Source organism: Pyramidobacter sp. CG50-2 (assembly GCF_003612005.1).
In the GTDB taxonomy this organism is placed as follows: domain Bacteria; phylum Synergistota; class Synergistia; order Synergistales; family Dethiosulfovibrionaceae; genus Pyramidobacter.
Genome location: NZ_RAWT01000005.1, coordinates 57072 through 76955 on the forward strand (window position 1 = coordinate 57072; position 19884 = coordinate 76955).

At 59.5% G+C, this 19884-nt stretch carries 20 protein-coding genes and 1 tRNA gene; 19 read left to right on the plus strand and 2 right to left on the minus strand.

Annotation, left to right across the window (positions count from 1 at the left end; all coding sequences use genetic code 11):
* Window positions 1-26 precede the first annotated feature (26 nt).
* The 3 genes from D7D26_RS01920 (at window position 27) to D7D26_RS01930 (ending at window position 2307) form a co-directional block, all read left to right on the plus strand.
* Window positions 27-935, plus strand: a complete 909-nt coding sequence (locus D7D26_RS01920) for a radical SAM protein (protein WP_120371803.1) — start codon at window positions 27-29, stop codon at window positions 933-935.
* Between the two features lie 125 nt (window positions 936-1060).
* On the plus strand, window positions 1061-1480 hold the full coding sequence (locus tag D7D26_RS01925; protein WP_158606233.1) for a glycosyltransferase family 2 protein: 420 nt from the start codon (window positions 1061-1063) through the stop codon (window positions 1478-1480).
* Between the two features lie 227 nt (window positions 1481-1707).
* A complete protein-coding gene (locus D7D26_RS01930; protein WP_120371805.1) occupies window positions 1708-2307 on the plus strand; it encodes a DUF3298 domain-containing protein in 600 nt (199 codons plus the stop codon).
* Window positions 2308-2581: 274 nt separating this feature from the next.
* On the opposite strand, the gene D7D26_RS01935 is transcribed toward D7D26_RS01930, so the two are convergent.
* Both D7D26_RS01935 and D7D26_RS01940 read right to left on the minus strand, forming a co-directional pair.
* Entirely contained in the window at window positions 2582-3130 is a 549-nt protein-coding gene (locus tag D7D26_RS01935; protein WP_120371806.1) for an NADPH-dependent FMN reductase, read from the minus strand.
* A gap of 24 nt (window positions 3131-3154) precedes the next feature.
* Window positions 3155-3667, minus strand: coding sequence for a ferritin (locus D7D26_RS01940; protein ID WP_120371807.1), 513 nt, complete (start codon window positions 3665-3667; stop codon window positions 3155-3157).
* A gap of 248 nt (window positions 3668-3915) precedes the next feature.
* Here D7D26_RS01940 and D7D26_RS01945 point away from each other — a divergent pair, with 248 nt between their 5' ends.
* The 16 genes from D7D26_RS01945 to D7D26_RS02020 all read left to right on the plus strand — a co-directional run bounded on the left by D7D26_RS01945 (window position 3916) and on the right by D7D26_RS02020 (window position 19463).
* The gene (locus D7D26_RS01945; protein WP_120371808.1) at window positions 3916-4569 is read left to right on the plus strand and encodes a cupin domain-containing protein; all 654 of its coding nucleotides are present in this window, start codon (window positions 3916-3918) and stop codon (window positions 4567-4569) included.
* Between the two features lie 25 nt (window positions 4570-4594).
* Complete coding sequence (locus D7D26_RS01950) at window positions 4595-5278, plus strand: DUF2249 domain-containing protein (RefSeq protein ID WP_120371809.1); 684 nt, start codon at window positions 4595-4597, stop codon at window positions 5276-5278.
* A 48-nt stretch (window positions 5279-5326) separates the two neighbouring features.
* On the plus strand, window positions 5327-6532 hold the full coding sequence (locus tag D7D26_RS01955; protein WP_120371810.1) for an MBL fold metallo-hydrolase: 1206 nt from the start codon (window positions 5327-5329) through the stop codon (window positions 6530-6532).
* 49 nt (window positions 6533-6581) lie between these two features.
* Window positions 6582-6767, plus strand: a complete 186-nt coding sequence (locus tag D7D26_RS12840) for a ferredoxin (RefSeq protein WP_078015349.1) — start codon at window positions 6582-6584, stop codon at window positions 6765-6767.
* Between the two features lie 2 nt (window positions 6768-6769).
* Window positions 6770-8404, plus strand: coding sequence for a hydroxylamine reductase (hcp, locus tag D7D26_RS01965; protein ID WP_120371812.1), 1635 nt, complete (start codon window positions 6770-6772; stop codon window positions 8402-8404).
* Window positions 8405-8773: 369 nt separating this feature from the next.
* Entirely contained in the window at window positions 8774-9898 is a 1125-nt protein-coding gene (locus D7D26_RS01970; RefSeq protein ID WP_120371813.1) for an aldo/keto reductase, read from the plus strand.
* Between the two features lie 92 nt (window positions 9899-9990).
* A tRNA-Gly gene (locus tag D7D26_RS01975) sits at window positions 9991-10066 on the plus strand.
* 738 nt (window positions 10067-10804) lie between these two features.
* On the plus strand, window positions 10805-11137 hold the full coding sequence (locus D7D26_RS01980; RefSeq protein ID WP_078015346.1) for a cell envelope biogenesis protein TolA: 333 nt from the start codon (window positions 10805-10807) through the stop codon (window positions 11135-11137).
* Window positions 11118-13127, plus strand: coding sequence for a V-type ATP synthase subunit I (locus D7D26_RS01985; RefSeq protein WP_120371814.1), 2010 nt, complete (start codon window positions 11118-11120; stop codon window positions 13125-13127). Before D7D26_RS01980 ends, D7D26_RS01985 begins: the two co-directional genes overlap by 20 nt.
* A 49-nt stretch (window positions 13128-13176) precedes the next feature.
* A complete protein-coding gene (locus tag D7D26_RS01990) occupies window positions 13177-13653 on the plus strand; it encodes a V-type ATP synthase subunit K (protein ID WP_009165698.1) in 477 nt (158 codons plus the stop codon).
* A 14-nt stretch (window positions 13654-13667) separates the two neighbouring features.
* Window positions 13668-14252 carry a V-type ATP synthase subunit E gene (locus D7D26_RS01995; RefSeq protein WP_120371815.1) on the plus strand — a complete coding sequence of 195 codons (585 nt, stop codon included), beginning with the start codon at window positions 13668-13670 and terminating at the stop codon, window positions 14250-14252.
* Window positions 14253-14264: 12 nt separating this feature from the next.
* Entirely contained in the window at window positions 14265-15278 is a 1014-nt protein-coding gene (locus tag D7D26_RS02000) for a V-type ATPase subunit (RefSeq protein ID WP_120371824.1), read from the plus strand.
* On the plus strand, window positions 15268-15603 hold the full coding sequence (locus D7D26_RS02005) for a V-type ATP synthase subunit F (protein ID WP_120371816.1): 336 nt from the start codon (window positions 15268-15270) through the stop codon (window positions 15601-15603). The genes D7D26_RS02000 and D7D26_RS02005 overlap by 11 nt, the downstream gene beginning before the upstream one ends.
* 24 nt (window positions 15604-15627) lie before the next feature.
* Window positions 15628-17412, plus strand: a complete 1785-nt coding sequence (locus tag D7D26_RS02010; protein ID WP_120371817.1) for a V-type ATP synthase subunit A — start codon at window positions 15628-15630, stop codon at window positions 17410-17412.
* Entirely contained in the window at window positions 17412-18824 is a 1413-nt protein-coding gene (locus D7D26_RS02015; RefSeq protein WP_120371818.1) for a V-type ATP synthase subunit B, read from the plus strand. The genes D7D26_RS02010 and D7D26_RS02015 overlap by 1 nt, the downstream gene beginning before the upstream one ends.
* 15 nt (window positions 18825-18839) lie before the next feature.
* Window positions 18840-19463, plus strand: a complete 624-nt coding sequence (locus D7D26_RS02020) for a V-type ATP synthase subunit D (protein ID WP_120371819.1) — start codon at window positions 18840-18842, stop codon at window positions 19461-19463.
* Window positions 19464-19884: the final 421 nt, after the last annotated feature.

The window sequence follows — 19884 nt, forward strand, 5'->3', positions numbered from 1 at the left end:
TTTTTGTATGTGGGGGAAGCGCGACGATGGATCTGCGTTCATGTGACCTATGCCCGCGCCGTTGCGGCGCGGACAGGCAAAACGGGCAAAAAGGCTGGTGCGGCGCCGGCGAACTGGCGCGCGTGGCGCTGGTGTCGCTGCACCGCTGGGAAGAACCGTGCCTGACGGGCGAAAACGGTGCCGGAACGGTTTTTTTCTCCCACTGCACCATGAAGTGCGTCTTCTGCCAGAACTACGACGTCAGCCACCGGGGAAAAGGCGTCGACGTGAGCGTGGAACGCCTGGCCGAAATCTTTCTCGAACAGCAGCGGCGCGGCGCCGCCTCGCTCGATCTGGTGACGCCGACGCACTACGTGCCGCAGATCCTCGCGGCGCTCGATCGGGCCAAACGGCATGGATTTATCCTGCCGGTCGTGTACAACTGCGGCGGCTACGAGCTGCCGGAGACGATCGAAGCGCTGCGCGGTTCCGTGGACGTGTTCCTGCCCGATCTGAAATACTGCGCCGATTCTTTGGCGCGGCGATACTCCAACGCTCCGGATTATTTTCGATACGCTTCGGCGTCGATCGAGAAGATGTTCGAGATCACGGGGCCTTTCGTGATGAAAGACGGGCTGATGACCCGCGGCGTGCTGGTGCGGCATCTGATTCTGCCGGGACACTCCCGCGACAGTTTCAGAGTGCTGGATTATCTGTGGAATACCTTTGGTTCGGACATCTGCGTGAGCCTGATGAACCAGTTCACGCCCATGCCGCAGGCGGCCTGCTGCCCCGAGCTGAACCGCCGCCTGATGACCTGCGAGTACGACAGGGTGCTGGACCACGCCGAAAAGCTCGGCATGGAAAACTGTTTTATCCAGCGCGGCCACACGGCGATGGAAAAATTCATCCCCGTCTTCGACGGGCGCAACGTCGCCCGCGATGAAGAAACGTAAACGCAGCGGCAGGAAGAACGGCGCGGTTGACCGCGTCTTCTTCCTGCCGCGCCTTTTCATTTTTCGACAGAGAGGTCGTGGCGATGAAACCGCTTATGGATAAGCAAAAATTTTCCTGTGTCGTCATGAAACAGAATCAGGCCGGACATCCGCTCGTGAGCGTCGTCGTCCCCGCGTACAACGTGGAAGAATATCTCGAAGACATGCTGCGGAGCGTTTTGCGTCAGTTGTTGACGCAACTGGAAGTGATCTGCGTCAACGACGGCTCGACCGACGCTTCGTTGGACGTGCTGATGCGCTGGGCCGCCAAGGAGCCGCGCATTTCGGTGCTGTCGCAGGAAAACGCCGGACTGTCGGCGGCGCGCAACCAGCTGCGGACGAAAGAAAAAGTGATACATGATCTCCAGCGCAGCGTTTCCTTCCGCCTCGGCCGCATCCTCACCTGGGCGCCGCGCAAAGCGCGCGGCGGCGTTCGCTGCTGGCGCGATCACGGATTGGCGCACACTCTGCGCCGGGCTCTGCGGCATCTGGGCCTGAAAAAATGACCGAAGCCTTCCCGCGAATGGCGGGCAGTCGAACCGCGTGCAACGAAGAAAGAGCGGGAACGTTTGCTCGGGAGACGCCGCCGAATTGTCTTTAGCCGCGCAAGGGTGTAGGAATCTCCAATCTTGCGCCGGAGCGCTTGAAGCGGGGATTGGCGATCTGTTACAATTGCCGGCGGTGTGAAGGAATTTCACAGATCACAAAATCAAGATCCGGAGGAAATTTTGAAATGAAAAAAGCGATTTTGGCTCTTTTGGCTGCGGCCGCCCTTCCCTTCGCCGCTCAGGCTCAGGTCGTCGACGCGGTGCAGGCCGACGGTTTCGGACTGAAGCTGGTGTACCCCGCGGTGCACGTGGAAAACGCGAAAGCCCAGGAGATGATCAACAAGGATATCGCCGCTTACGTTGACGGCATGAAAGCGAAGTACGACGCTCAGAACGACGTGTCCATGAGCTACGCCGCGAAGTTCGAGGACAAAAAGTACGTCTCTCTCGTCATGAGCGCGTCGGTCATGGAGCGGGGCGCGGCCAATCCCGAGAACTTTGAGCACGGCGTGGTGTACAGCAAGGTCACGGGCGAGCGCGTGCCGCTGAGCGCTTTTGTCCGCGTCAAGAGCGTGAATTCTCTTGTCAAGAATCTGAAAAAGGGCGCTTGGAAACTTTACGATCAGGAAGGCAAGGCGATCGCTTTCAACCCCGACTTCGTTCCCGAAAAGCTGAGCGACGAGTTCTATCTTGCCGACGCCAAGACGGTCGCCGTGATCTATCAGCAGGGCGATCTGGCTCCTTATTCCGAAGGCGCGACGCGCGTGATCTCGAAACGTCGTTGATCGCGGCGTGAAAAACGGATAACGCAACCCCGCCGCGGGCGCGGTTCTGTCTCTTCACAGAATTGCGCCTGTGGCGGGGTTTTTGCGTTCGGGCGGCGCCGGCGGAATGGAAAATTTGCCGCTTTTTGCCGGTACCGCCGAATCGTCGCCGCCGGCCGTGCCGGTGGTTTTCGTTTACAAAAAAGGGCTTCCCCCTCGAGCGGGGAAGCCCTTTTCGCGTCCATTGCCAATCAATGATTGAACGACCTCCGCAACGAAGATTCGCCAGCGGAGACTATCCCAAAAACGCCAGGAACGCCTCGACCTGCTCGTGCAGGAGACGAAGCTGTTCTTCGGTGAAGACGACTTTGTCGGTCTTGAAGGCGTCCATGTTTACGGCGACGCCCGTGCCGCCGCCGGGCATCACGTCCGCGCGCATGAACTCGAGCAGCTCGGTCAGCCGCGCGCGCGAATTGGTCGTGGCGTTCTTGCCGCCGGCGCCGCTGATCGTGACCTTTTTCTTGTACGTCGCGGCGCTCTTGTAATCGCCCTGCACCGTCGGGCGCGAAAGCCAGTCGAGCAGGTTCTTGAGCAGGCCGGGAAAATTGAAGTTGTATTCCGGCGTGACGATCCACACGCCGTCGGCGGCGGCCACGGTCTCGCGGACGCGGCGCACCGCTTCGGGCGCGGGCCATTCGATGTCCTGATTCATGTAAGGGATGTCGTCGAACCGCAGCGTGGAAACGTTGGCTTTCCCTGCCAGTTCGGAAGAGATGACCTGAGCCAGCTGGCGGTTGAAAGAGTTTTTTCTCAGCGAACCGATGATCAGCAAAATATTATGCATACGATCCTCCTTATGGCTGACAGATTACAGAACCAGAGACGGCGCCGAGTAGACGCGGGCGAGGAGCTCCTGGTTCAGCGCGTACAGCCCCTTGGGGTCGGAACCGAAAAGCGAGAATTTTTTGATCAGGTCGTCGGCGTTCTTTTCCTCTTCGCCCTGTTCCTTGACGAACCAGTCGAAGCACTGCATCGTGCGGTAGTCGTCGACGTCGCTGGCGGCCTTGTAGATCGCGTTGATCAGGCTGGTGACGTACTGCTCGTGCTCCAAAGCGAACTTGAGCGGGTCGTCGAGGTTCTTGTACACCTTGTCGGGCTTGGCGATCTCGGAGAAGGTGACGCGCTCGCCGTTGTTCTGCAGGTACGTTCTCATCAGCATGGCGTGGTCGCGCTCTTCCTGCGCCTGCACGTCGTACCAGTGGGCGAATCCGTCGAGCCCCTGATCGTAATAGTAATTGGCAAAATCCAGATACAGATACGCCGAGTAGAATTCTTTGTTGACCTGAGTGTTGATCAGTTCTTTGACTTTTGCATCCAACATGACATTTTCCCCCTTAAAATTTTGAAGCGATTCAAAAGAACGCCGCAATTCCCGCAGCATATTAAGTATAGCATCTTTGTCGGATTCTGCAACGCCGCGAGACGCCGCGGCGACCCAAGCCGGCCGAAGGATTCGTCAGTTTCGGCGGAGATGGGGCTTTCGTTGTTATAACAACATACATACAAAACCGTTCGTGATACATTACGGGCAGACAGGAAAAAAATTTGACCGCGAGGAGGCTGAACGCGATGAATCGAGCGTTTTCCATCGCCGAAGAGCATCCGCCCAGAGAGGGCATGACGATCTCCACTGTGTCGGGCCTTCGGGCGGAGACGAAAGTTTCGTACTTTTCGCTGGGGAGGGGAACCGACGTCAGCGCCGAGAGCTATCCGACGGAGATGCTCTGCATCGGCGCCGGCGGCACAGGACGTTTTGCGCTCGGCGCCGGGGCGGACGGAAAAGAAGTCGAACTTGGCGAGGGCGAAGCGCTGGTCGTGCCCAAAGACACGCTCTGCGGGATCGCGGCGCGGGAAGGATTCGTTTACACGGAAGTGATTGCGAAAGGAGAATTGCAGATGAACGAAGCGGTCAAAACGGGCGAAGTGTTCAAACTGGCGGAGCTGGCGCCGTATGAAAAGGACAGCGTCGTCAACGTGGACGTGGTCTCCAACGAGGGATTCAAGTTCGTGGTCATGGCCTTCGACGAGGGCACCGGCCTTTCGCCGCACCGCGCGCCGGGCGACGCGCTGATCTTCGCGCTGGAAGGCAAAGGCGTGATCGGCTACGAGGGGCAGGATCACCCGATCGAGGCCGGCGAAAATTTCCGCTTCGCCACAGGCGGTCTGCACAGCGTCACGGCGAACGGCAAGTTCAAGATGGCGCTGCTTTTGACCTTGAAGTGAGAAACGCCGCCGGAGGAGGACGAAGATGAGCTACGAAGCGTGGCGGGGCAAGACGAACGGCTTCCGCAAAGTGGACGTGCGGCATCTGCAGGGAAATTTCGCCGCCGGACTGATCCAGGCGGCGGCCCGGCTCGAGGTGGGCGAAGGGCTGGAGGTCGTGCAGACGTTCGAGCCCCATCCGCTGTACGCAGCTTTGGAGAACCTCGGCTTTGAACACCACACGGAGCAGACCGCCGAAACGGAGTTCCACGTGTTTTTCTGCCGTACGGAGAAAAAAGAGGGCGAAGAAGCGCCGTTTCGGCCTCTGGCGCTCCTGAATTATCCGATGATCGACGAGAAGCTCGGCAAGATCGCCGTGGACTTCTGGGAGACCACCTGGCAGAGCCCCAGGCGGACGCTGCCGTACGAGACGCGGCTGCTCCTGTCGCTCGCCAACGCGGCAGGCGCCGGAAGGATGCGGCAGGCCGCCCGCGAGCTGGTCAAAGCCTACGCGCACGGCCTCGACTCGGCGGCGCTGGACGACGTCTTCGAGCTGCTGGCGTGGAACCAGGGCATCGGTTTTTTCAGCTCCGAGATCGGCCCGTCGCCGTTGTTTCAGGCCTACAAACTGATCAAGACGCAGGAAAAGCAGGGCAAAGAACGGAGCGAGATCTGCCGCGCGCTGAAAGAGAAGTTCGGCGAGAAGAATCCCGAGATCGGCGTCGTGTAAGCGTTTTTTTTGCGGGTAAAGCCCTTTTTTGAGGAAAGGAGACGCGCGGTGAGAAAACACGTCAAAAACAACGTAAGCTGGGTGGGGCACGTTGACTGGGAGCTGGAGAGCTTTCACGGGGACGATTACTCCATCGTGAACGGTTCCAGCCAGAATGCCTATCTGGTCGAGGAGGAGAAGACGGTCCTGATCGATACCGTATGGACGCCGCACCGCTTCGATTTCGTCGAGAATCTGAAAAAAGAAGTCGACCTGAAGAAGATCGATTTTATCGTCGCCAACCACGGCGAGTGCGATCATTCCGGCTCGCTGACGGCGCTGATGGATGAGATCCCGGACACGCCCATCTACTGTACGGCCAATGCGGTCAAGAGCATCGAAGGGCAGTACGGCGCGCGCGGCTGGAACTTCCGCGTGGTGAAGACCGGCGACAGCGTCGATATCGGCAACGGTAAGAAGCTGATCTTCGTGGAGATGCGCATGCTCCATTGGCCGGACTCCATGGCCACCTACCTGACCGGCGACAACATCCTCTTTTCCAACGACGCGTTCGGCCAGCATTATGCGGTGGAGGAACTGTTCAACGACAAGGCGGATCAGTGCCTGTTGGACAAGGAATCCATGAAGTACTTCGCCAACATCCTCAATCCTTTTGCGGCGATCCTGACCAAAAAGCTGGAAGAGATCGGCACGCTGAACCTTCCGATCGAGATGATCGCCCCTTCCCACGGCGCGATCTGGCGCCGGGATCCGCTGCAGATCGTCGCGAAATACGCGAAATGGGCGAACGCGTATCGGGAAGATCAGATCACGGTCGCATACGACACCATGTGGGAGGGCACCGCGAAGATCGCCCGCAGGATCGCGGACGAAATCCACCGGCAGAGCCCCGATACCGTGGTGAAAGTCTTCAACATCGCGAAGGCGGACAAGAACGAGGTCATGACGGAGGTCTTCCGCTCGAAAGCCATCGCCGTCGGCTCTCCGACGGTATCGGGCGGCATCCTTTCGAGCGTGGCGGGATGGTTGGAATTTCTCAAACAGCTGAAGTTCAGGAACAAGAAGGCCGCGGCCTTCGGGTGCTACGGCTGGAGCGGCGAGTCCGTCGAAGTTCTGCGGGAACGCCTGAAAGACGCCGGCTTCGACGTGATCGATGAAAACGTGCGTTCTCTTTGGAATCCCGGAGAGGAAGATTTCGCCGCCATTCCCGCTTTGGCGGAGAAACTTCTTGGGGGATCGGCGGCACCGGCGTAAAAGGGATTTCGAAGTACCGCGGGGAAAAAACGAAAAGGGGGATCCGAAAATGAAATATGTTGTGAATGAGAGCTGCATCGGCTGCGGGCTGTGCGCGTCGACCTGTCCGGAGGTCTTTTCCATGACCGACGCGGGCGTCGCCGCGGCGATCGCGGAAGAAGTTGCGGAAGAGAACCGCGACAGCGCGGCGGAAGCGCGCGAGGGCTGTCCGGTCGGCGCGATCGAGGAGGTCTGACGATGGAGCGTAAAATGTTCTGCTACCAGTGTCAGGAAACCGCGGGGGGAAAGGGGTGCACCGTTTCCGGCGTGTGCGGGAAGAAACCCGACGTGGCGGCCATGCAGGACCTTCTGATCTACGTGACGAAAGGGCTCTCCTGCGTCGCGGACCGGCTTCGCCGCGAGGGGCGGCGCATCGACAAAGAGGTGAACCATCTCGTGACGATGAACCTCTTCGTGACGATCACGAACGCGAACTTCGACCGCCAGGCGATCATCGAAAAAATCCGGGAGACGCTGGCCGTGAAGCGGAAGCTCCTGAGTCGGACGGGAGACGTGTCGGGGCTGCCTCAAGCGGCGCTGTGGGACGGCGACGTCGGCGAATTCGACGCTCAGGCCGCCGAAGTCGGCGTGCTCGCCACCGAGAACGAAGACGTTCGCAGCCTGCGGGAGCTGATCACGTACGGCCTCAAGGGACTGGCGGCCTATTCCAAGCACGCGAACGCGCTCCTGCAGGACAACGAGGACGTGGACGCCTTCATCCAACGCGCGCTGGCCAAGACGCTCGACGACAGCCTGACGGTGAACGACCTTGTGGCGCTGCCCCTCGAGACCGGAAAGTACGGCGTCGACGGCATGGCGCTTCTCGACAAGGCCAACACCGAGGCTTACGGCCATCCGGAGATCACGGCGGTCGACATCGGCGTGCGGAAAAATCCCGGCATCCTGATCTCCGGCCACGATCTGAGAGATCTCGAAATGCTGCTGGAACAGACGGCGGGGACGGGCGTGGACGTGTACACGCACTCCGAGATGCTTCCCGCCCATTACTATCCCGCGTTCAAGAAATACCCGCACTTTGCCGGCAACTACGGCAACGCCTGGTGGAAACAGAAAGAGGAGTTCGAGAAGTTCCGCGGCCCCGTTCTGATGACGACGAACTGCGTCGTGCCGCCCGCGGACAGCTACAAAGACCGTCTCTGGACGACCGGCGCCACGGGCGTTCCCGGCTGCAGACACATCGGCGGCGCCTACGGCGAGACCAAGGACTTTTCGGCGCTCATCGAACAGGCGAAAAAGTGCCCTCCGCCCGAGGAGATCGAAACGGGCAGCATCGTCGGCGGCTTCGCGCACGAACAGGTGTTCGCGCTTGCCGATAAAGTCGTGGACGCGGTCAAATCCGGCGCGATCAGGAAGTTTGTGGTCATGGCGGGCTGCGACGGACGGATGAAGTCCAGAGAGTACTACGCGGAATTTGCCCGAAAGCTTCCCAAGGACGTGGTGATCCTGACCGCCGGATGCGCCAAGTACAAATACAACAAGCTGGACCTGGGAGACATCGGCGGCATCCCGAGAATTCTGGACGCCGGCCAGTGCAACGATTCCTATTCGCTGGCGCTGATCGCCCTGAAGCTGAAGGAGATCTTCGGGCTGAACGACATCAACGACCTGCCGCTGGCGTTCAACATCGCCTGGTACGAGCAGAAAGCCGTCATCGTCCTGCTGGCGCTGCTGTACCTGGGCGTCAAGAACATCCATCTGGGGCCGACGCTCCCGGCGTTCCTGTCGCCGAACGTGGCCGGCGTGCTGGTCAAGAACTTCGGCATCGCGGGCATTGGCACGGTGGACGACGATCTGAAGCTGTTCTTCGGTTAGAAAGCGAAAAGCGGAGTAAGGTCGGACACAGGACGCAGGCCCTTATTCCATGAAAAGCCGGCGCGAAAATCATCTGAGGCAGGATGAGGATCGCGCCGGCTTTTCTCTTGCGCCGCTGATTGTCGGAAATGGCGATCTTCGACTTTCAATGAAAGACGAATGAGAGTGCACTTGAGGTTTCTTCTTGGGGGGGAAGAGAGTAGAATAATATAAACAGAACGAGTTTCTCTGTTTGAAAAAAGACCCCGCAGGGCGGTCCCCGGTGGGCTTTCATGCGCGTTTCACGGCCAAGGGGAGACCAGGCGGGCCATTGGGATTGGCGGGGGAGTTCAAAATGAGGAAAAACAAGATCGACAAGGAGGGGGCAACATGTCGGAAATCAAACTGAGCGCGAAAAAACTTGGATTCGGGCTGATGCGGCTGCCGAAAAACGGCGAGATTATCGACGTTGAACAGGTAAAAGGGATGGTCGATCTCTTTATGGCGGCCGGCTTTACGTATTTCGATACGGCCTGGGCCTATCCCGGCTCGGAAGACGCGATCCGTCAGGCGCTCGTCGAGCGTTACCCGCGCGAAAAGTTCACGCTCGCCACGAAAAACGCCGCGTGGATCAACTGCCAAAGCCGGGAAGACGCCGTCGGCCAGTTCGAAACGTCGCTGAAACGGACCGGCGCCGGTTATTTCGATTTCTATCTGCTGCACAACCTCGGCGAGGGCAGGACCCATTTCTTCGACGACTTCGACATGTGGAACTTCGTGCAGGAGAAGAAAGCGGAAGGAAAGATCAGGCACGTCGGCTTCTCCTTCCATTCCACGCCGGAGGAACTGGACGCCATTTTGCAAGCCCATCCCGAAGCGGAATTCGTGCAGCTGCAGATCAACTACGCCGATTGGGAAAATCCTCGTATTCAGTCGCGGGCCTGTTACGAAACGGCCAGAAAACACGGGAAGCCCGTCGTCATCATGGAGCCCGTCAAGGGCGGCCTTTTGGCCAGCCCGCCGGAAGCCGTCGAGCGCGTGTTCAAAAACGCCGACGCCCAAGCTTCCTGCGCTTCGTGGGCCATCCGCTTCGCCGCCAGCCTGGACGGCGTGATCGCCGTGCTGTCCGGCATGAGCAGCGTGGAGCAGATGAAGGACAATCTTTCCTATATGACGGATTTCAATCCGCTGACGGAAGCCGAGCAGCGCGTCGTCGCCAAAGCCCGGGAAACGCTGGACGCCTTGCCGATGATCCCTTGCACAAGCTGCAACTACTGCGCGGAAGTGTGCCCGAAAAACGTCGGCATTTCCGGTTCCTTCACGGCGCTGAATCTATTGAACATCTACGGCAACTACAATTACGCCGAAGGCCAGGAAAAATGGCTCGTGGAACGCCACGGCAAAGCCCGTGCCACCGAATGCGTTCAATGCGGCAGCTGCGAGCGGGTCTGCCCGCAGCACATCAAGATCCGCGACAATCTCGTGAAGGCCGCGGAAGCTTTTCACATGGCCTGATGTCTGGGGGTGGGGCGCGTCTTCTGCGGAAAAACTGCTCGGGATCGCCATCTTGCGAACGTCAGCGCTTTAGCGTATAATAACCACGTTTTGCGGGTGTAGCTCAGTTGGTAGAGCATCAGCTTCCCAAGCTGAGGGTCGCGGGTTCGAGCCTCGTCACCCGCTCCAATTTTAAAGAGAACGGCTGAACGAACAAAAGAGAGCAGGGGCTTTTGAACAAGAGCCCTCGCTCTCTTTTGTGTACCTTGCGGTCGAAATCGTCGTGTCTCCTGAAAAGTGGACGCCGCATTTCGAAAAGCGAGGCCGGTCGCCGGAGAAAGACGGCGGCATTCGAAAAGTCGATGCTGGTTTTCGATAAAACGGCTTGACTGTGAGCGTTCGGCGTCCCGAAGGAGTCCTGCGCTCAGGACTCTCCTGGCGGCTGCGCAATCTGCGTGACTCGCTTTGCGGCTTCCCTTGGATGTTCTCGTTGTTCAGCGTTTCGACCAAGCAAGAAAGAGAATGAATTGCGGATGGCGCAAAAACATGAAAATTCATTTTAAATGATGATCATTGTTTTTGAGATCTATGTTATTGGTGAATGAACTAATTGAGCAAATCATTACTTATTACTCAAAGGTTATAAAGCTCCGGCTTTTTCCATGAAATTTGAATATGAAAACCTTTCAATTCTAAATTTGTGATTATTGACACATCATGCATGAAAATCTAAAATTATAAGAGCTTGGGCCTGCGTGAATGCACTGCACGGCCCCTGCATCTTGTCGTGTCCCGCGAGAACGCGACGGCGGCACCGTTTCTCCGGCAGGCCGCGGTGCTTTACGGGGCACGACGGTCCGTTTAATTTCGGCAATGACTGCGATATTTTGCAGTGTTTTGTGACTGAAAAACGAAGGAGGTGAACGCATGTCTACCAATCTGACCGACGAGATCAGGAGCGTCGAAGCGGCGGCGGCTCAAAAAGTGGCCGACGCCAAAGCGGAAGCTCAGGATCTGGTTATCAGGACTCGCAACTCAGCTGCCCTTCGTGTAAAAGAGGCCAAACAGGCTCATTTCCGCGAGTACCGCTCCCGCCTTGCTCAGGTGGAAGCGGAAGCGGCCGAAAACGCCGCTCGGACGGTGGAACAGGGCAAGACCGAGGCTCGGCAGTTCGTAGAGTCTCATGAAGATGCGGTAAAGAAAACGGCTCAATGGCTGGCCGAAGAGGTGGTGTCTCAATATGGCCGTTGCTCGCGTTAAAAAAATCGAACTGTACGTGCACCGAACGGCCGTCGAAGAGGTGCTGTCGGTGCTTCAGGAGCGGGGGATCACTGAGATTTCCGCTGCTGAGAGGAACGCTGCCGAAGAGTCTTCCGCCCGTCCGGCGCGAAACGGCCGGGATTACGCGGCCGCTTTGAACGACGTGAATTACCTCGTCCGCTACCTTGCGCCGTACTATAAGGATCCCGTCGGGACGCTGGGGCGGATGCTGGGCGAGCGCGACGACGTCAGCGTGGAAAAACTGGCCGCCTTGGCCGAAAAAGTCGACGCCGGCGATCTGGCGGCGGAAGTCCGCAAGCGCGAGCGCCGTCTGACGGAGCTGCGGTCCGACGTGCAGCAGATCAAAACTTTGCAGCAGACTTTGTCGGGGCTGGGCGCTTTTGAACCGCCCCTCTCCATGATCACGGAAGGCAGCCGGATGGTGGCCGGATTCTTGGGCGCCGGACGCGCTGAGAACCTGCTGGAATGGAAAGCCGCGGTGGAGGAGGCTTTTGGCGCCGACGCGGAGTGTTCCGTCTCGATCCCTCCGAAGGGAAGCCGCGATCCCGCCTGGGGCAGCGTGTTTTATTTGCGCGCGCTCGAGGACCGGCTTGCGGAGCTTTGCCTGAAACACAGCGTCACGAAGATCGATCTGCCTTCTTCCCTGACGGGGACCGTCGCCGAAGAACGGAAAAAACTTTCGGAGCGGCTGGCCGCTCTCGGGCAGGAAGAGAAGTATTTCGTCAACTGGCTTCAGACTTTTACCGACGCTCATATGGACGAGATCCGCCGCCTTGGCGATTACCTGACGATCATGAAAAGGCGCCAGGACGCCGAGGAGGAGAGCGAGCGTACCGAGCAGGTCGTCCTGTTGCGGGGCTGGGTCCCCGACAGCAAAGCCGCGGAACTGGAACAAATCCTCGTCCCGTACGAAAAGGACGTCGATCTGCAGCTTTCGGAACCGGCGGAAAACGACGATCCGCCCATCGTGCTGGAGAACAGGGACTGCGCGAAACCGTTCGAGATGCTGACCATGCTGTACGGCGCGCCCGTGTACGGTTCGGTCGATCCGTCGTTCCCGATGATGCCGTTTTTCCTGCTGTTCTTCGGCATGTGCTACGCCGACGCCGGCTACGGCATCGTGATCACGGCCATCGCCGCGTACTTCCTCAAAAAGTATCGGAAAATGCCCGACGGCATCAAGAGGGCCCTGACCCTCGTGAAGTATTGCGGCATCGCCACGATCCTTTTCGGCGCGGTGACGGGCAGCTGGATGGGCGACATGATCGACGCCTTCCCCTTCCTGGGGTTCCTGCGCCCGGTGAAGAATCTGGTGACGCTGCTCGAACCCATGAAGGATCCCATGCTGCTGTTGGGTATTTCGCTGGCGTTGGGCATCGTCCACATCTACTACGGCATTTTGCTTGCCGCTTACGCCAATATCAGGGACGGTCGCTGGTTCGCCGCCTGCGCCGATCAGGGCGGCTGGCTGGTGCTCCTGACGGGGCTGCTGATCTTCGGCGTCGGCGCCTTTGCGGCGCCCGGAGTCGAGCCGTTGGGTAAAAATATGGCGATTGCCGGCGCCCTGATTCTGATCCTGACGCAGGGGCGCGAGAAGAAAGGTCTGATCGGCAAGTTCGTTTCCGGCGTGCTGAGCCTGTACAACGTCACCAGCTATCTGGGCGACGTGCTCAGCTACAGCCGCCTGCTGGCCCTCGGTCTGGTCGGCGGCGCCGTGGCGATGATCATCAACCTGATGTCCAAGCTCTGCGGCGGCACGGCTTACGTGGGCTGGATCCTGGCGCTGCTGATCTTCTTCGGCGGGCACGTTTTCAGCATGGTGATCAACATTCTGGGCGCGTTCGTGCACCCGCTGCGACTGCAGTACGTGGAGTTCTTCGGCAAGTTCTACAACAGCGGCGGGACGGCTTTCGATCCCTTCTGCTACAGATCGAACTATGTCAACGTGACTGGCCGCAAGGAAGCCTAGCTCCTGCGCCGGTTGAAAATTACCCAAACTTTGAGGGGAGTGTCGTTTAATGGATTATCTTGGTATCGCTTTTGTTGTGCTTGGCGCGGCTTTGGCCGCCGGTATGGCGGGCATCGGTTCGGCTATTGGCGTCGGTATCGCCGGTGAAGTCGGCGCCGGCGTGATGACTGAAGATCCCGGCAAGTTCGGTCTTGTGCTGATGCTGCAGGCTCTGCCCGGAACGCAGGGCATTTACGGCCTGCTGATCGCCTTCTTCGCCATGCTGAAGGTCGGGCTGGTCGGCGGTTCCGCCGTTCCCTGCGACTGGGTGCACGGTCTGGCCGTCATGTTCGCCTGCCTGCCTATCGCCTTGGGCGGCTGGATCTCGGCCATTTCGCAGGGAAAAACTTCGGCCGCCTGCATCCAGATGATCGCCAAACAGCCCGGCGAAGCGGGCAAGGCCGTTATCCTTCCGGCTATGGTCGAGACGTACGCGGTGCTTGCCCTCCTCGTCAGCATCCTTTTGATGAACGGCATCAGCCTGTAAGCCTGGTTCGAACCATGGCACTCGCTGACATCAGGAAGAAAATCGAACAGGACGCGGCCAGTGAGGCCGCGAAACTGCTCGACGAGGCCCGAAAGCAGGCCGACGTTCTGAACGCGGACGCCGACGCCGAAATTTCCAAAAGCAAGAAGTATTACGACGGCCTGTACGCCGCCGAAGCTCCCGAAGTGCGCCGCCGCGCCCAGATCATCGCGAATCTGGACGTGAAAAAGCTCCGTCTCGGCGCCAAGCAGGAGCTGATCGGCCGTAGTTTCGACGGCGCGCTGGCGCGCCTCTGCAAGCTGGCCGGCGACAAATATCTTGCGTTCATGGAAAAGCTTCTCGATCAGGCGGTCAGCAGCGGCGACGAGGAACTGCTCGTGGCTGCCGGCGAGAAGCGCATCGATCAGACCTGGCTCGACAAATACAACGCTTCCCGGGGTAAAAAGCTGACGCTTTCCGCCGAGAAAGCGGACGTCAAAGGCGGCTTTATCCTTCGCAAGGGCAGGATCAGCACGAACTGTTCCTTGGAAACCCTGATCCACTGGCTCAAGGACGAACTGGAGTCCGACGTCGTCAAACGGCTGTTTGACGCGGAGTAGGGTGGTGTGATCATGGCCCCGAAGGAGCGGTATGGTTACGCTGTAGCGCGTCTGAGGGCGCTTGAGAACCGTCTGCTTGACGAGTCAGTCCTCCAGAGGATGATCGACTGCGACACGCTGGAGGGGGCTGTAAAAGTTCTCGGAGAAACTCCCTATTCGGCTTGGCTGATGGAGCTGAAATCGCCGTTGGAATTCGACCGGGCGATCGAGGCGGAACTTCACCACAGCTATACGGAAATCGAGGCGTTCGTTCCCGACCGTGAGCTGGTCAGTTTGCTGCGTCTGGTCTACGACGTGCACAACGTCAAAACGCTGCTGAAAAGCCAGTTCCTGACGGTTCGGGGGGAAAAACGCCGTCTCGATCTGCTCACTTCTCTCGGCAACATCGACACGGATAAGCTGATCCTGGCCATCGAAGGAGAGGAGTACTGGGAGCTTCCGTACGGATTCAACCAGGCGATCCCCGAAGCCCTTGCGGCATGGGAGCAGACGCACAACGCTCTTGCGGCGGAGAAGATCCTCGACGGCGTGTATTTCAAAGCGCTGCGGGAAGTCGCCGCAAAGCTCGGCATGGAGCGGGTGGAAAACTGGGTTCGCTGCCGCATTGACGGCGAGAACCTGAAAACGCTCCTGCGCCTTTCGCGCATCGACATGGATCATGGAACGGCCGCGTCTTTCCTTCACGAAGGCGGCTCGCTTCCGATCAACCGGCTGACGCCGCTCGTGACCGAACCGGTGGAAAACTGGGGGCGCCTGCTGGCTTTCGCCGACATCGGCGCGCTGTTGGCTCCTTTTTCGGAAGGAGAAAGCTTCAACAGCCTTCTCGTGCAGTACGAGAAGGAATTGGACAATTTCATCACCGGCGCGATCGCCAAGAGCCGTTTCGGCGCGTTCGAACCGGGCAACGTGGTCCGTTACCTCTGGACCAAGGAAATAGAAGCCAAAAACTTGCGGGTGGTGCTCGTTTCCGTCGCCAACGGAGTCGAGAAGGACGCCATAAGGGGGTTGCTGCGCGATGTCCACTGATGCCGGAAGAAAGAAAATGGCGGCTGTTGGGAGCTACGACACCGTGCTTCCCTTTCAGGCCGTCGGCGTGCGCCCCTTTCCCGTCGAGAGCGACGAAGAGATTGCCGAGACCGTGAGCCGTCTGGCCCGCGAAGACTACGGCGTGATCTTCGTCGAAGAGCGGCAGTTCGTCGCTCAGGCTTCTCTGATCGACCGGCTCGTTCAGGAATACGCGGCCAGCATCATTCCCATCCCCGGGATCCGCGGATCCATCGGCGTGGGGCTGAGCGCGGTGCGCAGCAGCGTCGAACGGGCGGTCGGCATGGATATTTTCGCAGAGAAATAGTGAATTCACCTGGAGGCGATTGTTTTGGCCACGGATAAAAATGTAAAAGGCACGATCGAACGTATATCCGGACCTCTGGTCGTCGCGAAGGGGATGACCGGCGCGAGCATGTACGAAGTGGCGCGCGTCGGCGACATCGGCCTGGTCGGGGAAATCATCGAACTCAACGGTGATCTCGCCTCGATCCAGGTCTACGAGGAGACGTCAGGTCTCCGTCCCGGCGAGCCCGTTGTGGGCACCGGCGAACCCCTGAGCGTTGAACTGGGCCCCGGTCTTATCGAACAGTTCTATGACGGCATTCAGCGTCCTCTGAAGGCGATCGAAGAAGCGTCGAAGAGCGTCTTCATCGCCAGAGGCATCAGCGTTTCAGCGCTCGATCACGAAAAACTCTGGCAGTTCGAGCCGAGAGTTTCCGTCGGCGACGAAGTGAGCGAGGGCGACGTCCTTGGCGTCGTCCAGGAGACCGTTCTTGTGGAGCACCGCATCATGGTCCCCAACGGGATCAGCGGCAAGGTCGTCTCCGTCGAGTCCGGCGAGTTCAACGTCGACGCCGTGATCGCCGTGATCGACGACGGCAAGGAGAAACATGGCGTTTCCATGCTGCGTCGCTGGCCCGTGCGCCGCGGCCGCCCCGTCGCCAAGAAGCTGCCGCCCGTCACGCCGCTGACGACCGGCCAGCGCGTCGTCGACACGTTCTTCCCCATCGCCATGGGCGGCACGGCCTGCGTGCCCGGCCCGTTCGGCTCGGGCAAGACGGTCATCCAGCACCAGCTTGCCAAGTGGGCCGAAGCCCAGATCGTCGTTTACATCGGCTGCGGCGAGCGCGGCAACGAGATGACCGACGTTCTGCGCGAGTTCCCCGAGCTGAAGGATCCCCGTTCCGGCCAGCCGCTGATGAAGCGTACCGTGCTGATCGCGAACACGTCCAACATGCCCGTCGCGGCCCGCGAAGCCAGCGTTTACACGGGAATTTCCATCGCCGAGTACTACCGCGACATGGGTTATTCCGTGGCGCTGATGGCCGATTCCACCAGCCGCTGGGCCGAAGCCCTGCGCGAGATGTCCGGCCGTCTGGAAGAAATGCCCGGCGAAGAAGGCTATCCCGCCTATCTGGGCACGCGTCTGGCCTCGTTCTACGAGCGCGCCGGCCGCGCGATTTGCCTGGGCGGCGACGGCCGCGAGGGATCGGTTTCCGTCATCGGGGCCGTTTCGCCTCCCGGCGGCGACCTTTCCGAACCCGTTACGCAGAACACGCTGCGCGTGACCAAGGTCTTCTGGGGACTGGACGCCAATCTGGCCTATCAGCGCCACTTCCCGGCCATCAACTGGCTGAACAGTTACTCGCTGTACACGAAGAAGCTTGACGAGTATTGGGACGCCAAGTTCGACGCCGAGTGGACGCCCGCGCGCGTCGAGGCCATGACGCTGCTCGAAGAGGAGTCCTCGCTGAAGGAGATCGTGCAGCTGGTCGGCATGGACGCCCTGTCGCGCAACGAGCGCATGACCATGGAAACGGCCAAGTCGCTGCGCGAGGACTTCCTGCACCAGAACGCCTTCAGCGACGTGGACACGTACACGTCGATGGAAAAACAGTTCAGGATGCTTTCGACGATCCTCAAGTTCCATCACGCCGGACTGGAAGCTTTGCAGAGCGGCGCCGAGATGAACAAGCTCTTCAACCTGCCCGTGCGCGAGAAGATCGCCCGCATGGGGCTGGTCGGCGAGCAGGAACTCGAAAAGATCGACGCGCTCGAAGGCGAAATGAGAGACGAAATTGCCCAGCTTCTCGCGTCAGGAGGCGATAAATAATGAACCTGCCAGTTGAATACAGAACCGTAAGCAGCCTTGCGGGCCCCCTTCTGGTCGTCGAGAGCGTCAAGGAAGTTCCCTACGATTCTCTGGTCGAAGTCGCGCTGCCCGACGGCTCCCGCCGCCGCGGCAAAGTGCTGGAGACCGATTCCGGCCGCGCCGTCGTGCAGGTTTTCGAGGGCACCGACGGCCTCGACGTCGACACCGCCTCCGTGACCTTCCTCGGCAAATCGCTGGAACTGCCCGTCTCCGAAGACATGCTCGGCCGCGTCTTCAACGGCCGCGGCGATCCCATCGACGGCGGCGCGCCCATCATCGCCGAGAAAAACATCGACGTGAACGGACTGGCCATGAATCCCTACTCGCGCGATTATCCCGACGAGTTCATCCAGACCGGCATCAGCACCATCGACGGCATGAACCCCATGGTCCGCGGCCAGAAGCTGCCCATTTTCTCCGCTTCCGGACTGCCTCACAACCGCATGGCCGCCCAGCTGGCCCGTCAGGCGAACGTCATCGGCGGCGGCAGCGAGAAGTTCGCCGTCGTGTTCGCCGCCATGGGCATCACCTTCGAGGAAGCCGCCTTCTTCATGGAAGACTTCCGCAAGACCGGCGCCCTCGACCGCACCGTCATGTACGTCAACCTTGCCAACGACCCCGCCGTCGAGCGCATTTACACGCCCAAGCTGGCGCTGACCGCCGCCGAGTATCTGGCGTTCGAGAAGAACATGCACGTCCTCGTCATTCTCACCGACTTGACGAACTACTGCGAGGCCCTGCGCGAGATCTCCGCCGCCCGCAAGGAAGTCCCCGGCCGCCGCGGCTATCCCGGCTACCTCTACACCGACCTCGCCACCATGTACGAGCGCGCCGGCCGCGTCAAGGGCAGCACCGGCTCCATCACCCAGGTGCCTATCCTCACCATGCCCGAAGACGACAAGACCCATCCCATTCCCGACCTTACCGGCTACATCACCGAAGGCCAGATCATCCTCAGCCGCAACCTGCACCGTACCGGCATCTATCCGCCCGTGGACGTGATGCCCTCGCTGTCGCGACTGAAGGACAAGGGCATCGGCGAAGGCAAGACCCGCGAGGATCACGCCGACCTGATGAACCAGCTCTTCGCCGCTTATGCCCGCGGCAAGGAAGCCAAGGAACTGGCCGTCATCCTCGGCGAAGGCGCTCTGAGCGACGACGACAAGGCGTTCGCCAAATTCGCCTCGCGCTTCGAGGACGAGTACGTCCGTCAGGGCGAATACGAAAACCGCACCGTCGAGACGACCCTCGGACTGGGCTGGAAACTCCTGAACATGGTTCCCGTCAAGGAACTGAAACGCGTCAAGGACAAGTACATCCAGAAATACCTGATGCCGCTGAAGGAAAAAGAAAACCCAGAGGAAAAGGCGTAAGGGAGGGGGATCGCAATGGCACGTGTGAACGTGAACCCCAACCGAATGGAGCTTTCGCGGCTCAAGAAACGTCTCGCCGTCGCCCAGCGCGGCCATAAGCTGCTCAAGGACAAGCAGGACGCCCTGATCAAAGCCTTCCTCGAAAAAGCCCGCGCGGTCAAGGCCACCCGCGAGAAAGTGGAAAGCGAGCTCGTCTCGTGCTACCGCAGCTTCCTCATGGCCCGCGCCCAGACCCTGCCGGCCATGCTCGAACAGGCTCTGATGATCTCCGGCAGCACCTGCACCCTCGACGTCGCCACGCGGAACGTCATGAGCGTCATCGTGCCCGAGTACGAAGTCCATCAGGAGGGCAGCACCTTCAACTACGGCATGGCGACCACGCCGGCCAGCCTCGACGTGGCCCTCGAAGACTTTTCCAAAGTCATTCCCGGGCTGCTCCAGCTTGCCGCCGACGAAAAGGCCGTCGCCCTGATGTCGACCGAAATCGAGCGCACCCGCCGCCGCGTCAACGCCCTCGAGCACGTCATGATCCCCAACTACGCCGAGACCATCAAATACATCTCGATGAAGCTGGACGAACAGGCCCGCTCGACCACCAGCCAGCTGATGAAAGTCAAGGAAATTGTCAGCGAACACTGAAACGGCACAAACAAAAATGCCGCCCGCCGTTCGACGGGCGGCATTTTTGTTTGTGCTTGCGAAACGGCTGAGTGCAGGGCGACATCCGATGCGCGTACCGGCGTGCCTATTCCACAAAAACGCTGAGTTTTCGTTTTCGCGGAATAGGAGATTGAGTTCATGTTTATGGGAAAGTGGCCGTCCATATTTCTTCTATTTATTTCTGCCTGATTCTAATCATTTTTCCTCCCCGATTCTAGGGCTTGTTTAAAAAACGTCAAAGTTGCCTAAATCGATCCAATCGCTTAAACTTTTCTCATGGAAGAGAGAAGATATGAACTGACCTCCAGCGAGTGGAATCGAATCAAGAGAATGCTGCCGCCCGAACACCCGAAATCAGGTCAACGTGGACGCCCGGCAAAATACGATAACCGCAGGATCA

Bases quoted from the DNA above. Each gene is read 5' to 3' on its own strand.
- D7D26_RS01935 (WP_120371806.1), bottom strand. From the start codon at position 3,130: ATGCATAATATTTTGCTGATCATCGGTTCGCTGAGAAAAAACTCTTTC.
- D7D26_RS01930 (WP_120371805.1), top strand. From the start codon at position 1,708: ATGAAAAAAGCGATTTTGGCTCTTTTGGCTGCGGCCGCCCTTCCCTTC.
- D7D26_RS01970 (WP_120371813.1), top strand. From the start codon at position 8,774: ATGTCGGAAATCAAACTGAGCGCGAAAAAACTTGGATTCGGGCTGATG.
- D7D26_RS01980 (WP_078015346.1), top strand. From the start codon at position 10,805: ATGTCTACCAATCTGACCGACGAGATCAGGAGCGTCGAAGCGGCGGCG.
- D7D26_RS01985 (WP_120371814.1), top strand. From the start codon at position 11,118: ATGGCCGTTGCTCGCGTTAAAAAAATCGAACTGTACGTGCACCGAACG.
- D7D26_RS01940 (WP_120371807.1), bottom strand. From the start codon at position 3,667: ATGTTGGATGCAAAAGTCAAAGAACTGATCAACACTCAGGTCAACAAA.
- D7D26_RS01920 (WP_120371803.1), top strand. From the start codon at position 27: ATGGATCTGCGTTCATGTGACCTATGCCCGCGCCGTTGCGGCGCGGAC.
- D7D26_RS01995 (WP_120371815.1), top strand. From the start codon at position 13,668: ATGGCACTCGCTGACATCAGGAAGAAAATCGAACAGGACGCGGCCAGT.
- D7D26_RS02015 (WP_120371818.1), top strand. From the start codon at position 17,412: ATGAACCTGCCAGTTGAATACAGAACCGTAAGCAGCCTTGCGGGCCCC.
- D7D26_RS12840 (WP_078015349.1), top strand. From the start codon at position 6,582: ATGAAATATGTTGTGAATGAGAGCTGCATCGGCTGCGGGCTGTGCGCG.
- D7D26_RS01990 (WP_009165698.1), top strand. From the start codon at position 13,177: ATGGATTATCTTGGTATCGCTTTTGTTGTGCTTGGCGCGGCTTTGGCC.
- hcp (WP_120371812.1), top strand. From the start codon at position 6,770: ATGGAGCGTAAAATGTTCTGCTACCAGTGTCAGGAAACCGCGGGGGGA.
- D7D26_RS02000 (WP_120371824.1), top strand. From the start codon at position 14,265: ATGGCCCCGAAGGAGCGGTATGGTTACGCTGTAGCGCGTCTGAGGGCG.
- D7D26_RS01950 (WP_120371809.1), top strand. From the start codon at position 4,595: ATGAGCTACGAAGCGTGGCGGGGCAAGACGAACGGCTTCCGCAAAGTG.
- D7D26_RS02020 (WP_120371819.1), top strand. From the start codon at position 18,840: ATGGCACGTGTGAACGTGAACCCCAACCGAATGGAGCTTTCGCGGCTC.
- D7D26_RS01945 (WP_120371808.1), top strand. From the start codon at position 3,916: ATGAATCGAGCGTTTTCCATCGCCGAAGAGCATCCGCCCAGAGAGGGC.
- D7D26_RS01925 (WP_158606233.1), top strand. From the start codon at position 1,061: ATGAAACAGAATCAGGCCGGACATCCGCTCGTGAGCGTCGTCGTCCCC.
- D7D26_RS02005 (WP_120371816.1), top strand. From the start codon at position 15,268: ATGTCCACTGATGCCGGAAGAAAGAAAATGGCGGCTGTTGGGAGCTAC.